The organism is Rossellomorea orangium (assembly GCF_019334305.1).
In the GTDB taxonomy this organism is placed as follows: Bacteria; Bacillota; Bacilli; order Bacillales; family Bacillaceae_B; genus Rossellomorea.
Window position 1 is genome coordinate 273,059 of sequence record NZ_JAHWGH010000012.1, and the last position, 14,435, is coordinate 287,493.

Annotated in this window: 16 protein-coding genes and 1 other annotated feature; of the genes, 15 read left to right on the plus strand and 1 reads right to left on the minus strand. The window is 43.0% G+C overall.

The window, feature by feature from the left end:
• The first annotated feature begins 159 nt into the window (after nt 1–159).
• The 13 genes from KYJ26_RS07960 to KYJ26_RS08020 all read left to right on the plus strand — a co-directional run bounded on the left by KYJ26_RS07960 (nt 160) and on the right by KYJ26_RS08020 (nt 11,750).
• The gene (locus KYJ26_RS07960; protein ID WP_219166745.1) at nt 160–1,188 is read left to right on the plus strand and encodes a glyceraldehyde-3-phosphate dehydrogenase; all 1,029 of its coding nucleotides are present in this window, start codon (nt 160–162) and stop codon (nt 1,186–1,188) included.
• Nucleotides 1,189–1,690: 502 nt separating this feature from the next.
• Nucleotides 1,691–2,071, plus strand: coding sequence for an adenosylmethionine decarboxylase (gene speD, locus KYJ26_RS07965; protein WP_034756998.1), 381 nt, complete (start codon nt 1,691–1,693; stop codon nt 2,069–2,071).
• Between the two features lie 133 nt (nt 2,072–2,204).
• Nucleotides 2,205–2,585, plus strand: a complete 381-nt coding sequence (locus KYJ26_RS07970; protein WP_219166746.1) for a cytosolic protein — start codon at nt 2,205–2,207, stop codon at nt 2,583–2,585.
• 82 nt (nt 2,586–2,667) lie between these two features.
• Nucleotides 2,668–3,123 (plus strand): transcriptional regulator NrdR, encoded by a 456-nt coding sequence (nrdR, locus tag KYJ26_RS07975; protein WP_219166747.1) that lies wholly within the window; start codon nt 2,668–2,670, stop codon nt 3,121–3,123.
• 70 nt (nt 3,124–3,193) lie between these two features.
• Nucleotides 3,194–4,579 carry a replication initiation and membrane attachment family protein gene (locus KYJ26_RS07980; RefSeq protein ID WP_219166916.1) on the plus strand — a complete coding sequence of 462 codons (1,386 nt, stop codon included), beginning with the start codon at nt 3,194–3,196 and terminating at the stop codon, nt 4,577–4,579.
• A gap of 12 nt (nt 4,580–4,591) precedes the next feature.
• Entirely contained in the window at nt 4,592–5,524 is a 933-nt protein-coding gene (gene dnaI, locus KYJ26_RS07985) for a primosomal protein DnaI (RefSeq protein WP_219166748.1), read from the plus strand.
• A gap of 480 nt (nt 5,525–6,004) precedes the next feature.
• Nucleotides 6,005–6,871, plus strand: a complete 867-nt coding sequence (gene ytxC, locus KYJ26_RS07990; protein WP_219166749.1) for a sporulation protein YtxC — start codon at nt 6,005–6,007, stop codon at nt 6,869–6,871.
• Between the two features lie 365 nt (nt 6,872–7,236).
• A complete protein-coding gene (gene thrS, locus KYJ26_RS07995) occupies nt 7,237–9,168 on the plus strand; it encodes a threonine--tRNA ligase (protein WP_219166750.1) in 1,932 nt (643 codons plus the stop codon).
• A gap of 206 nt (nt 9,169–9,374) precedes the next feature.
• Nucleotides 9,375–9,514: a sequence feature (ribosomal protein L20 leader region), on the plus strand.
• Between the two features lie 73 nt (nt 9,515–9,587).
• Nucleotides 9,588–10,106 carry a translation initiation factor IF-3 gene (gene infC / locus KYJ26_RS08000; RefSeq protein WP_167562127.1) on the plus strand — a complete coding sequence of 173 codons (519 nt, stop codon included), beginning with the start codon at nt 9,588–9,590 and terminating at the stop codon, nt 10,104–10,106.
• Nucleotides 10,107–10,129: 23 nt separating this feature from the next.
• Nucleotides 10,130–10,330: a 50S ribosomal protein L35 gene (gene rpmI / locus KYJ26_RS08005; RefSeq protein ID WP_032087387.1), complete on the plus strand. Its 201-nt coding sequence runs from the start codon at nt 10,130–10,132 to the stop codon at nt 10,328–10,330.
• Nucleotides 10,331–10,358: 28 nt separating this feature from the next.
• Nucleotides 10,359–10,718: a 50S ribosomal protein L20 gene (gene rplT, locus KYJ26_RS08010; RefSeq protein WP_034757014.1), complete on the plus strand. Its 360-nt coding sequence runs from the start codon at nt 10,359–10,361 to the stop codon at nt 10,716–10,718.
• 88 nt (nt 10,719–10,806) lie between these two features.
• The gene (locus KYJ26_RS08015) at nt 10,807–11,085 is read left to right on the plus strand and encodes a DUF1294 domain-containing protein (protein ID WP_308807551.1); all 279 of its coding nucleotides are present in this window, start codon (nt 10,807–10,809) and stop codon (nt 11,083–11,085) included.
• Between the two features lie 95 nt (nt 11,086–11,180).
• The gene (locus KYJ26_RS08020; RefSeq protein WP_219166751.1) at nt 11,181–11,750 is read left to right on the plus strand and encodes a TVP38/TMEM64 family protein; all 570 of its coding nucleotides are present in this window, start codon (nt 11,181–11,183) and stop codon (nt 11,748–11,750) included.
• 445 nt (nt 11,751–12,195) lie between these two features.
• Here the strand turns inward: KYJ26_RS08020 and KYJ26_RS08025 are convergent, their stop codons facing one another.
• A complete protein-coding gene (locus KYJ26_RS08025; RefSeq protein WP_219166752.1) occupies nt 12,196–12,594 on the minus strand; it encodes a sigma-w pathway protein ysdB in 399 nt (132 codons plus the stop codon).
• A gap of 145 nt (nt 12,595–12,739) precedes the next feature.
• Here KYJ26_RS08025 and KYJ26_RS08030 point away from each other — a divergent pair, with 145 nt between their 5' ends.
• Nucleotides 12,740–13,228: a dUTP diphosphatase gene (locus tag KYJ26_RS08030; RefSeq protein WP_219166753.1), complete on the plus strand. Its 489-nt coding sequence runs from the start codon at nt 12,740–12,742 to the stop codon at nt 13,226–13,228.
• A 106-nt stretch (nt 13,229–13,334) separates the two neighbouring features.
• A complete protein-coding gene (locus KYJ26_RS08035) occupies nt 13,335–14,420 on the plus strand; it encodes a M42 family metallopeptidase (protein WP_219166754.1) in 1,086 nt (361 codons plus the stop codon).
• The last annotated feature ends 15 nt before the right edge of the window (nt 14,421–14,435 follow it).

Below are 14,435 nucleotides of genomic sequence, written 5' to 3' on the forward strand. Positions count from 1 at the left end.
TCCAAACCACAAAAATATACATACAATAAGCACATTTGTCAGAATTATAAAACATTTAAAATCCGCAAAATACTTATTAACTAATTCTCTAAATATGTTATACTATTTTTAGCAAATAAACATATAAGTATAACATTAATATAGAGGGGAGCCGGATTTATGAAGGCGAAAATTGCAATCAATGGTTTTGGACGTATTGGGAGAATGGTTTTCAGAAAAGCGATCTTAGAGGATGAATTAGAGGTTGTAGCCATCAATGCAAGCTACCCGGCTGAAACGTTAGCCCATTTAATAAAGTATGACACAAATCATGGTACTTTCCAGGCAGACGTAGTGACAGAAGATGATGCACTCATCGTCAACGGTAAACGTGTCCTGTTATTAAGCAATCGTGATCCTAAAGCATTACCTTGGAACGAGTTGGATATCGATATCGTGATCGAAGCGACTGGTAAATTCAATTCAAAGGATAAAGCAAGCCTTCATTTAGAAGCCGGAGCCAAAAAAGTCATCCTGACGGCCCCTGGTAAAAATGAAGACGTAACGATTGTGATGGGTGTAAATGAAAGCGCATTAAATATAGAAGAACACAGCGTCATCTCAAACGCTTCCTGCACGACGAACTGCTTAGCGCCTGTTGCAAAAGTGCTGGATGAACAGTTTGGAATTGAAAACGGTCTCATGACAACCGTACACGCTTATACAAATGATCAAAAAAATATCGACAATCCACATAAAGACTTACGAAGAGCAAGAGCGTGCGGACAATCGATCATCCCGACCACGACGGGTGCTGCAAAAGCATTATCATTGGTCCTTCCGCAATTGAACGGAAAGCTTCACGGAATGGCACTGCGTGTTCCGACTCCAAACGTTTCATTGGTTGATTTAGTCGTGGATGTGAAAAGGGACGTAACCGTGGAAGAAATCAATGAAGCATTCATCACCGCATCCCTCGGTTCCCTGCACGGTGTGCTTCAATACACAACAGAACCATTGGTATCGATCGACTTTAATACAAACCCTCATTCAGCCATCATCGACGGATTGTCCACGATGGTCATGGGCAGCCGTAAAGTGAAGGTGCTCGCATGGTACGACAATGAATGGGGCTACTCATGCCGCGTCGTCGACCTTGCTAAATTCGTAGCAAACAAAATGAACGCCAAACAAGAAGTCAACGTTTGAAAGAACCAACATAAACAATAAATCAAATTATTAGAACGTACCTGTCGGGTGCGTTCTTTTCTTTATTTACCTAATGAAAAGTTGGCATTGGGTAGTTTTTATGGCTTTTGTATCTAGGAGTTCCATTGGCAAAAGATTTGTTTAGGGTCTGCCAGTGCTATTTTTAAAGCCGTATGGTGAGTAATAGTGTAGAACCACAGAGTGGAGCGGAAAGGAACGGTCTCCGATGAGGAGGTGAAATTTCTACAAATTGTTTGTATATCAGAAGGTGAGAAGGATTATCACTTTACAGGGTTAAAAAACTTGAAAAAATTTATTGCAAAAGAGTTTTAAACAAAGTATACTATTTTTCGTGAACTTCTTATTAGCAAATGAATACTGATTTAGCTACTTAAAGGGTTAGGACCTCTTCGGACTAACTTTCCCCCGTGGTAGTTAAGATTTTGCCAAAGGATTCGTTCATTTTGACGAAAAAAATCATGTCAAAGGGGGAAATACGAAAATGGAAACAATGGGACGTCATGTAATCTCTGAATTATGGGGTTGCGATTTTGAAAAATTAAACGATGTAGTTGGAATTGAGAAAACATTCGTAGATGCTGCGCTTAAGTCAGGTGCAGAAGTACGTGAGGTAGCTTTTCACAAGTTTGCGCCTCAAGGTGTGAGTGGAGTGGTGATCATCTCAGAATCACATTTAACTATCCACAGCTTTCCTGAACATGGTTATGCCAGTATTGATGTATATACTTGCGGTGATTTAGATCCTAATATCGCTGCTGAATATATTGCAGATGCTCTTGGTGCTGACACACGCGAAACGATTGAATTGCCGCGTGGAATGGGTCCTGTACAAGTGAAGAAGTCTCAGGCTCAAGCCCTTTAATTCATAATAACTCAGAAGAGATGCGTGTTTCATGCATCTCTTTTTTTGTGCGCATTTTTCACCTGTACACTTTTGGGTTTTTCAATTGTGACATTTCGTGTAAAATAAGGATAACTAAAGGGAGGAACTTGATATGAGTGGAATACGAACCCTATTGAAGCGATTTCAATCAGAATGCGAAACATCCGATCAACATGAAGATAAAGAGCTGAAATCCCGCTATTATAAATCAATGCATCAAAGTGCATTCAATGCAGTACTCGGATTATTCTCATCCTCAGAGTATGAGGTGATCTCACAGTCCAAGGACAGAGGGGAAATCACAGTCCGAAAAAACGGGACGCCCCAATTGTTCATCGTGGCCACTGTGATTACAGTAAGGCCGCTTGAAACGGCAGTGGACTTCAAGGTCAGTGCCGATAAAGGGAAGATTTTTGGTACATACACGGTTTTAAAAGCGCAGATCAGCCATTATTATCACCAGCTTGATAGTGAATTGACCAAAGTGAAATAACGGTAAATCCTTCAGATGCTTGTGAAAGTCGCCGCTTTTTTATATGATGAAGGTAATAGTTTGTAATAACGGAGCTGATATTATGAAATGCCCGTCTTGCCAGCATAATGGTACACGAGTAGTGGACTCCCGTCCTGCTGATGAAGGACGTTCGATCAGAAGAAGAAGGGAATGTGAAGTGTGTAATTTTCGCTTTACAACGTTCGAGAAGGTTGAGGAGCTTCCTTTAATTGTGGTCAAAAAAGAAGGGGTAAGAGAAGAGTTTAGTCGAGAAAAGATTTTGAGAGGGCTGATTAAGGCCTGCGAGAAACGCCCTGTGCCTCTTGAAAGATTAGAAAAGATCTCAACAGACATTGAGAAGGACCTGCGGAATCAAGGTTCCTCTGAAGTGGAATCTGTCAAGATCGGAGAAATGGTCATGGATCATCTTGCAAAAGTAGATGAAGTGGCATATGTCCGTTTTGCATCCGTATATCGACAATTTAAAGATATTAATGTATTTATAGATGAATTAAAAGAATTGATAAAAAAAGAGTAGAAGAATGAGCTGAAGATAGTATTCTTTAGCTCTTTTCTCTTTATGTATTGAAAGGTAGAATCCAACTATGATGAAGAAGCATTGGAATGAAATACAGCCGATCGATCACTATACGGTAGGGACTAATGGGATGCTTCAGGAATATGACCGTAAAATCATCACATTTTTGTACCAGCCTCTAATCGGTTCTGTGTGCTACAGCCTCTATATGAGTTTGTGGGGGGAAGTAGAGGAAAATCGTCTATGGTCGACGGATTCCACCCATTACCATCTCATGAACGTTCTTTCCGTCAACCTTCAGGACGTCTATGAAGCCAGGATGAAGCTTGAAGGGATCGGGCTGTTGAAGGTATATGAAAAAAAGGATGATGAAGACCGGCAATTTCTATATGAACTGCAGCCGCCCCTTTCCCCTCGGGAATTCTTTCATGATGGAATGCTGAATGTATATCTATACCGCAAGATCGGACGCACCCATTATCTTCGTTTAAAGAAGTTTTTTACGGATGTGTCCGTTGATATGAATCAGTACACCAACATTACCCGTTCGTTTCAGGATGTGTTTACGTCGGAACAGATCAACTTCCTTCATCATGATGCCAATGTGGATTCAGAAACCGGCACTGGTGAACAATATATGAAATACGGTAAAAATGATGGACTTGCCTTGGACGAAGTCGATTTTGATTTTCAACTGTTGCTTGCCGGTTTATCCGAATCCATGGTCCCGCGGAAAGCTTTTACACAGAATGTGAAAGAAACGGTGTTGAAGCTGAGCTATCTTTATGGAATCAATCCTCTTCAAATGAAGAACATCGTATTAAGCTCACTGGATGCAGATGATGCAATCGATATCGAATTACTGCGGAAAACCGCCCGGGACTGGTACGGCATGCAAACGGGAGATCAGCTGCCGGACCTGACGACGAGAATGGAAGCGAAGAAACCTGCCGTTCGGGATAAACCTCTCTCTCAGGAAGAGGAGCTCATTGACTATTTGGAAACGACATCCCCAAAGGACGTTCTTTCTGATATTTCCAATGGCGGTTCTCCTTCAAAGGCGGATCTGCAGGCTGTGGAAGAAGTGCTCATGTCACAGAAGCTGCCGATAGGCGTCATGAATGTGCTGATTCAATACGTGTTATTGAAAACGGACATGAAGTTGACAAAAGGATATATGGAGAAGATTGCTTCCCATTGGTCCAGGAAAAAGGTGACGTCGGCTAGTGAAGCGATGATACTTGCGAAGAATGAACATAAGCAGTATCTCGAGTGGGCGGAAGGTAAAAAAGAAACCAAATCGAACAGGCGGAGAAAGCCGATTCGTACTGAAAAGCTTCCCGACTGGTTCAAGGAAGAGGAAGCTCCTGAAGAATCTGATTCCCCTTCTGACGGATACGATTTCGAAGCAGAAAAGAAAAAACTCGAAGAAGAGCTTAAAAATTTTCGGAAGTAGGTGAACATAACGGTGGAGAAAATCAATAACACCTTAAAAAGGTTGGCGACTTCTGGTTCGTTTCAACAGAGATATGAGCAAATGAAAAAAGAGATCTTAGAGAACAATGATGTGAAAGATTTTATCCGCAGGAACGAAGGCCTTGTAACTAGTGAAATGGTCAATGAAAGCTTGATGAAGCTGTATGAATACATTTCCCAAAGCAAGGAGTGTCGTTACTGCCCTTCTTTGCAGGAATGTAAGAACATGATGGAAGGATATGACCCTCACTTGGTGATCAGGGGCAATACCATCGACATCGACTATCATCGCTGCCCGCGTAAAGTCATCCATGATGAAAGAACGAGTGCCCAGCGTCTGATCAAAAGTCTTTATGTACCCAAAGATATTTTACAAGCGTCGTTCCAGACCCTGGAACTTGATTCGAAAAGCCGTCTCGAAGCTGTGCGTTTGGCGAAAAATTTCGTGGAGACCTATACAGAAGGAACAAAAATGAAGGGTCTTTATTTTTACGGGAAGTTCGGTGTCGGGAAATCCTATCTGTTAGGGGCTATGGCTAATGAACTTGCCGAGAAAAAGATCGGGTCTTTGATTGTATATGTACCGGAGTTCTTCAGGGAAATCAAGCAGTCACTCGGTGATAATTCCGTGAATGAAAAGCTTGAAATGGTGAAATCGGCACCGATCCTCATGCTGGATGATATCGGAGCGGAAACGATGTCGAGTTGGGGAAGGGACGAAATCCTCGGGACGATTCTCCAGTATCGGATGCTCGAGAACCTGCCGACATTCTTTACTTCCAACTTTAATTTCAACGAACTGACCCATCACTTGACCTATAGCCAGCGTGGGGAAGAAGAGAAATTGAAGGCTGCGCGGATCATGGAGCGGATTAAATATTTGTCCAAGCCTGTGTTGATTGACGGCAGGAATAGAAGAGAATAGATTGATGGAGAGGAGATCGCATGCGGTTTCCTTTCTTTTTTTTGTGGAACTGGTTGAGGTGGTGCGGTTGTATTTTACATTTTTTGTTAAACGGCTGAATTTTGTAGGATATCGGCTGGATTCTCACAGAAAACCGCTGGATTATATTAAGTTTCGGCTGGATTTTCGTGCTAAACGGCTTGTTTCACAGTGAAATCGGCTGGATTTGCTGTAACGAACGACCGGACCAACGCCAATCCAGACGAGACTGCCTCACTTAAGAGACGAATCCGCAACAATCCAGACGAGACTGCCTCCAGAAGCCTCTGTAATTATCCCAACCACTGCATCCCCCCAAGCCCCTGACGGAAACGAAACCTTTTCCATCACATCTTCCACAAACCCTGCCCCACGGAAAAGAAATTCCCTCATCAACTTCTAATTTATACAAGCCTCCCATATATATAAATCAGGGAATTGGGTTTAAGGAGGCGAGAAAGTTTGATTGAATTTATTTTCAAGCAAAAAAACGATGCGATAAAGCTTCAAGGATACCTCAATAAAGAATTCATCCAATCATGGTTCCATGAAACGCTCTTTCAACATAAAGCGCACTATAATCTGACGATAGACGTTTCCCCCTTCTTTAAGGAAAGAGAAAAGCTGTTCAAGGGTGTTTCTAAATTCGTCATCAATGATAAATGCATGGACTGGTCCGAATCAGTCCTAAGGGAAAACTATTTCTATGAAGATGTGGATGAAATCAATCAGATATTAGAAATCGTATCAGAATTGAGAATGGGGGAACGGCCGGAATTGATGGAGTTGATCGGGGAATGGGATGAAGCCGGCTACGTCCTTGAAAGTTTGGAGCCATTGATGGAAGGGAAAGCCCCCATATCATTCGATTCCTTTAGTAAATTCAGGCTGAAGAAGCTTCAGGAAAGACTGAAGTTGATGGTGGACCTCGCCATAGATGAATATAAGATGGAGCAGGAATATCAAATGTTTGTTCATATGCTTCGGGAGTATCTGGCATCAAGGGAGCAGAAGATGCGCACGATTCATTTATACTCGACGGGCTATGGTTTTCGCTTTTTTGATGAAGATATGAAGGAAGTGGCTCGCGGGGATTTGACGAAGCTAATTGATAAACGTCTTCTGACGAATCACCCGTTATACGTTGATTCATTCACCATTGCGCCGTTATTATCCCTTGCTCCTGAGAAGATACTCGTTTACGGGCAAAGCGACCATCAATTGATCAGGACCCTTCAAAATATTTTTGAAGAGCGGATCGACCTTTTGCCGTCGAGTTATTTTCCCGATACCCTCTTGTATCCTTCATGGGATATCGCGAATGAATAGGCTTGCTTTTCAAACCATAACCGATTATAATACCTACATAATAAGTCAATAAATAAAGGTTATGATGAGGACAACAATATTTCTATTCCATTCACAGAGAGGGAAGTCACCAGGCTGCAAGCTTCCTAATTCGGTAGTGATATTTACCGCCTCGGAACTTCAATCATGAACGGGATCATAAAGGATCCACAGTATTGATTGACGGCTAAATGTCGTTATTCGTTTTCAATGAAGTCATTGGGTGCTCCGGCACACAGTGAGAAGTTGGGTGGAACCACGAGTTTACTTATTAACCTCGTCCCTTCAAACGTGAAGGGGCGGGGTTTTTTTATGTTTTATAACGATACTTTAAGGAGTGAAATCACATGTCAGAAGTAGTGAAAATGCAGTTCCCTGATGGAAATGTCAAGGAGTTTCCTAAAGGGACAACAACAGAAGAGATTGCTGCGTCCATCAGTCCAGGACTGAAGAAGAAGGCGCTGGCTGGTAAAATAAATGGTGAAATGATCGACCTGCGTACAGGGATTCAGGAAGATGGAGCGATTGAAATTGTTACAGCTCCTTCAGCGGATGCCCTTGAAGTCCTTCGTCACAGTACAGCCCATTTAATGGCACAGGCGATCAAACGTTTATATCCTGAAACGAAACTTGGAATCGGTCCGGTCATTGAAGGCGGATTCTACTACGATATCGATTCGGAGCACACATTCACTCCGGAAGATCTTCCGGTGATCGAGAAGGAAATGAAGAAGATCACAGGTGAAAATCTGGAAGTGGTACGTAAAGAAGTGAGCCGAGATGAAGCGCAGAAAATGTACGAAGAAATCGGTGACGAATATAAGCTTGAACTGCTTGAAGCCATTCCTGAAGGGGAGCAGGTTTCCATATATGAGCAGGGTGAATTCTTCGACCTGTGCCGTGGAGTCCACATCCCTTCTACAAATAAAATCAAGGAATTCAAGCTGTTAAGTATCGCCGGTGCTTACTGGCGAGGAAACAGCGATAATAAAATGCTTCAACGTATTTACGGTACGGCTTTCTTCAAGAAGGAAGACCTGGAAGAGCATCTTCGTCTCTTAGAAGAAGCGAAAGAGCGTGATCACCGTAAAATCGGTAAAGAATTGAACCTGTTCATGAACTCGCAAAAAGTGGGACAAGGTCTTCCAATGTGGCTGCCAAAAGGTGCAACGATTCGTCGTATCATCGAGCGTTACATCGTTGATAAAGAAGAGCGTCTGGGCTATGACCACGTCTACACTCCAATCATGGGTAGCGTTGAGTTGTACAAAACAAGCGGTCACTGGGATCACTATCAGGAAAACATGTTCCCGGTCATGGAAATGGACAATGAAGATCTTGTCCTTCGCCCGATGAACTGCCCTCACCATATGATGATTTACAAAAACGGCATCCACAGCTACCGTGAGCTTCCGATCCGTATCGCCGAGCTGGGTACGATGCACCGTTATGAATTATCTGGTGCTCTTTCTGGTCTGCAGCGTGTACGAGGAATGACTCTGAATGATGCCCATATCTTCGTCCGTCCTGATCAAATCAAGGAAGAATTCAAGCGTGTCGTGCGTCTTGTTCAGGAAGTATACAAGGACTTTGATCTGAATGACTATTCGTTCCGTCTTTCGTACCGCGATCCTGAAGATACTGAGAAGTACTTTGATGACGATGAGATGTGGAACCGTGCACAAGGTATGATCAAGGAAGCGATGGATGAACTGGATGTCGAGTACTTCGAAGCAGAAGGAGAAGCGGCATTCTATGGACCTAAACTGGATGTGCAAGTGAAGACGGCACTGGGTAAAGAAGAAACACTATCCACTGTTCAATTGGACTTCTTACTTCCAGAGCGCTTTGACTTAACATACGTTGGGGAAGACGGGAAGCAGCATCGTCCGGTTGTTATCCACCGTGGTGTTGTATCCACAATGGAACGATTCGTGGCATTCTTGATCGAAGAGTACAAAGGAGCCTTCCCGACATGGCTCGCTCCAACGCAGGTTCAAGTGATCCCGGTTTCTCCGGATGTCCACTTCGATTATGCGAAAGAAGTGAAAGAAAAGCTTCAGGCTGAAGGGCTTCGTGTCGACATCGATGACCGTAATGAAAAAATCGGCTATAAGATCCGTGAAGCACAGATGAGTAAAGTCCCTTACATGCTTGTCGTGGGAGACAATGAAATCAAGGAAACGGCCGTCAACGTCCGTAAATACGGCGAGCAAAAATCCGAAACGATTTCCCTTGACGCATTCATCGCCCACATCACAAAAGAAGCGAATCGCTAATAATAGAAGAGGGACGGACCTCCCGATGGTCATTAAGGTTTACAATAATCTTTCCGTTGGAGGTCCGTCCCTCCCCAATAAATTTCAAAAAAACTGTTGCACTCTCCTTAGATGTCTGATATTATGAAATACGTTGTGATATTAAATGATTATTTGACAGCGGTATTGTCATGTGATATAGTATCTAAGGTGAATTGAATACAGTTTGGTACAAGCAGGAGCTACCCGCTTCTCACCTGAATAACGCGTTAAAGCTGTTTACAGGTATGTGATTGACTATTAAAGCCATTTATATATGCTTAATAATCAGGTGCGGGTGTTTCGACACTCGCATCTTTTTTTGTGTGTTATACACAAAAAGGGAAGCGAGTACGTCAACCAAAGCCGTGTATTCTTTTAATAAACCTTGGAGGTGGCTAATTATTAGCAAAGACATGATCTTAAACGAAACGATTCGTGCCCGTGAAGTACGTCTTATCGATCAAAACGGTGAGCAGCTTGGGATTAAATCCAAGAATGAAGCTCTTGAAATTGCTGAACGTGTAAACCTTGATCTTGTTCTTGTTGCTCCAAATGCAAAACCACCCGTTGCTCGTATCATGGACTACGGTAAGTTTAAATTTGAACAACAGAAGAAAGAAAAAGAAGCACGTAAGAATCAGAAGATCATCAATCTTAAAGAGGTGCGTTTAAGCCCGACGATTGATGAACATGATTTCAACACTAAGCTTCGTAATGCTCGTAAGTTCCTTGAAAAAGGAGACAAAGTTAAAGCGTCAATCCGATTTAAAGGTCGTGCGATCACGCACAAAGAAATTGGTCAACGCGTTCTGGATCGCTTCAGTGATGAGTGTAAAGATGTAGCAACCGTTGAATCAAAACCAAAAATGGATGGTCGTAGTATGTTCTTGGTGCTTGCACCAGTCAACGAAAAATAAAGGACCCGAGGAGGAAAAGCATCATGCCAAAAATGAAAACTCACCGCGGCTCAGCTAAGCGTTTCAAGAAAACAGGTTCTGGTAAACTTAAACGTTCACACGCTTACACAAGCCACTTATTCGCAAACAAATCTACTAAAGCAAAGCGTAAGCTACGTAAAGCGGCTGTTGTCTCTAAAGGAGATTTCAAACGCATTCGTCATATGCTTGACAACCTAAAATAAGAAGTAATAGAAACAGGAGGGAATTATTATGCCACGCGTAAAAGGCGGAACAGTAACACGCAGACGTCGTAAAAAAGTTCTTAAATTAGCCAAAGGTTATTTCGGTTCAAAACATACTTTATATAAAGTAGCAAATCAACAGGTTATGAAATCATACATGTATGCTTATCGTGACCGTCGCCAAAAGAAACGTGATTTCCGTAAACTATGGATCACACGTATCAATGCGGCTGCACGTATGAACGGTCTTTCTTACAGCCGTTTAATGCACGGATTGAAACTTGCTGGTATCGAAGTAAACCGCAAAATGCTTGCTGAGCTTGCGATTTCTGACGAAAAAGCATTCAACCAATTAGCTGACGCTGCTAAAGCTCAACTAAACAAATAATACCTGCTGACTCTGTTAGCAGATAAAAGGACTGGCCCCCGGCCGGTCCTTTCTTATATCATCAAAAAATAGAAAGCAGGTAGATTACGTGGATTCACTAACCGGTATCTTATATATCTATGCCGTCGTCATGAATATCATCGGTTTTATCATCATGGGAAGGGATAAAAAGAAAGCGAAGAAACACGAATACCGCATCAGTGAGCGGGTACTGTGGCAGGTGGCCATCGTTGGGGGAAGCGTCGGAGCGTATTTGGGTATGAAGGTGTTCAGGCATAAAACCAAGCACAAACAGTTTGCCCTTGGCTTTCCGCTGCTTGTCATGCTCCACTGCGTGCTGTTCATCTGGTTGAATGCGAATCTCTGAAATCAAAGTTTTCATTCTTTAACCCGTCTCTTCTACATACTATATAGAGAGTGTGTAGAAACAGCTTAGAAAAGCAGAAGGAGGTCGCGTTAGCCATGGACGAACGGTTGGTAGCTGCATTCGCCCTGATGGAATCAAGCGGATATATGGCTCCTGTTCTGTTTATCTTGTTTCACGTCCTGAGGCAGTTTTTGTTCATTCCCGTCGCCCTTGTCTGCATGGCGGGAGGGGTACTGTTCGGCAGCCTCTTCGGCACGGTGTATTCATTGATCGGATTAACGCTCTTATCTGTCACTTTTTATTTTGTCATCAAAGGATTCAAATCGTTTTACGAAAAGCTTCTACGATTGAAGGAGAAATGGTTCGGCCGGAATGCAACCCTTACGACAGGCCAAATCGCCGTTCTCAGGTTGATCCCTTTTGTCCATTATCAGCTCTTAAATCTTTGTCTGCTCGAACGGAAGAAGGAGCTCAAGCCCTTCATTCGTGCATCTGTCCTTTCAAACATTCCCCTGGCGTTCTTTTACACTGTCTTCGGCCAGTACATCAAACAATTTTCCCCGCCCATTCTCGTTATGATCTTCCTTGCACTCATTGTCCTATTCTACCTTTTAAGAGAAAAAGTGCGTGTTATTCAGTGGAGAGAGTTTTTTCCCAGTAAATAAAATCAATGGTTGTTATTTACACAAAATGTGTATCGCGATGCTCTGTCAATGAGTGTGTGCTAGAGGGTGGTGGGAACTGCTTCGCTTTCCGCGGACGTTCGGCCAAGCCTCCTCAGCACACTTCGCTTCCGGGGTCTTGCTCGCCCGTTTTCCGCAGGAGTCTACGCAGTTCCCACCACCCTCTTAACAAGATTTTGGTGACAGAGCTAAATAGTACTTAGCCATCATTTAACTTATTGGATAAAAATATCATCATGAGTTGATTGGAGCGGAAGGTGCTCGACTCCGGCGGGAATTGCTGGACAGGTGAGACCCCGCAGGCGCAGCCGAGGAGGCTCACCGCCAGCCCCGCGGAAAGCGAGCACCTCTCGCTGTAATCAACCGCTACTAGCTTCTTTAACAGCATGAATGTTTAGGAAAATAATAAAATTAAAAAAACGACTGGCTAGTCGTTTTTTTGTTGCGCGTTTTGAAGAAATTCGTGGATCGGGCTTTTCCAGTCGAGTTTGGCATTGGGGTATCGTTCTCTGATTTCGTTTTGTAAATATTCGAAGTCCTCCCGGGTGAGGCCATTCAGGGAAGAGACATTTTTCGTCCATACAAAAATGGACACAACTTCGAAAGACCGGTCTGTAGCCCCCAGATATTTTTCCCCTTCGAATCGGACACCTTTATATGTTATGTGGAAATTCTTTCGGACATTTTCCTGATCATCCAGAAAATAAAAACGTTTCTGCTCTTGGGCAAGCTCGAGTTTTCGCTTTGGGTTCATAATGTATTTCACGCTGCTGTATAAAAGATAAATAATAAGGACAAAAATCACTAACCGAATAATCCAAAGCATCACCATTACCTCCATAGGCATATTTCTTCCACTATAATTTACGGTTAAAACAGAAAAAGGTTTCATATTATTTAAAATTTGTTTAAAAATTTGTCATACTAAGAGTGAGCGACATAAATACAGACATCATAAGGGGAGAATGACGATGAACATTGAGAAGTTATTGGACATGCAGAAGAAACTGGATCAGCATATCGAAGAAGAACATGGATTAGAAAAAGAAGACCTGGTCGACAAGAAGATCCTTGCTTTACTTGTAGAAGTAGGGGAACTGGCGAATGAAACAAGAAGCTTTAAGTTCTGGAGTACAAAACCTTCTTCCTCAAAGGATGTAATCCTGGAGGAATTCGTGGATGGTGTGCACTTCATCCTGTCCCTTGGAATCGAAATTGGCATTCAGCAATTTGATTTGGGTGAAACAAACTATACGAATGAAGATGTGACAAAGCAATTCATGGACGTGTTCAAGTACGCCAACCATTTTGCTGAAGAACGTTCGGTTGAACATTTTCAGGAGTTATTCAGACACTATGTATATCTGGGGGAACTACTTGGATTTTCCCATGAAGAAGTGTTTGATGCATATGTGAAGAAGAATGAAGTGAATTATAATCGTCAAAAAGAAGGATATTAAAAGAAAGCGTCATATCTATGAATAGTGAAGAAGATTCAGCAAATTTTGATGAATCACACATGTTTTAGTATAATGGAAGAGTATAATCATTTAGGGGGTCGAAATAATGGCGAAATTAGACGAAACTTTGACAATGCTCAAGGATTTAACCGATGCCAAAGGGGTACCGGGTAATGAACGAGAAGTACGTGACGTCATGAAGAAATACATAGAGCCGTTTGCAGATGAAGTGACAACAGATAATCTTGGAAGCCTGATCGCTAAGAAAGTCGGCGATGAGAATGGTCCCAAAATCATGGTGGCTGGCCATCTTGATGAAGTAGGGTTTATGATCACACAGATCGACAGCAAAGGATTCCTTCGCTTTCAAACCGTAGGAGGCTGGTGGTCTCAAGTCATGCTCGCCCAGCGTGTGACGATCGTGACCAGCACTGGGGAAGTGACAGGTGTGATCGGTTCCAAACCGCCGCATATCCTGCCTCCGGAAGCGCGGAAAAAACCGGTTGACATCAAAGATATGTTCATTGATATCGGTGCGTCAAGCCGTGAAGAAGTACAGGAATGGGGAGTGAAGCCGGGAGATATGGTCGTCCCTCATTTCGAATTCACGGTGATGAATAATGAGAAGATGCTCCTTGCGAAAGCATGGGATAACCGAATCGGATGTGCGATTGCCATCGATGTGTTAAGGAATCTGAAAGATGAGAAGCATCCTAACATCGTCTATGGTGTCGGTACCGTACAGGAAGAAGTCGGTCTTCGTGGAGCGAGGACGGCGGCAGCGAAGATCCAGCCTGACATCGGATTTGGTGTGGATGTCGGAATCGCCGGCGACACACCTGGTGTTTCTGATAAGGAAGCGTCAAGTAAGATGGGGGAAGGTCCACAAATTATTTTATACGATGCGTCAATGGTTTCCCACAAAGGTCTTCGCGACTTTGTTACGGATACGGCGGATGAGCACAACATCCCGTATCAGTTTGATGCGATTGCAGGTGGTGGGACGGATTCAGGAGCGATTCATTTAACCGCCAACGGAGTTCCTGCATTATCCATTACCATCGCAACACGCTACATCCATTCCCATGCAGCCATGTTGCATCGTGATGATTATGAAAACGCCGTTAAACTGATTACAGAAGTGATCAAGAAGCTCGATAAAGAGACAGTGGCGAAAATAACGTTTGATTGATTTTACGGAGAGACC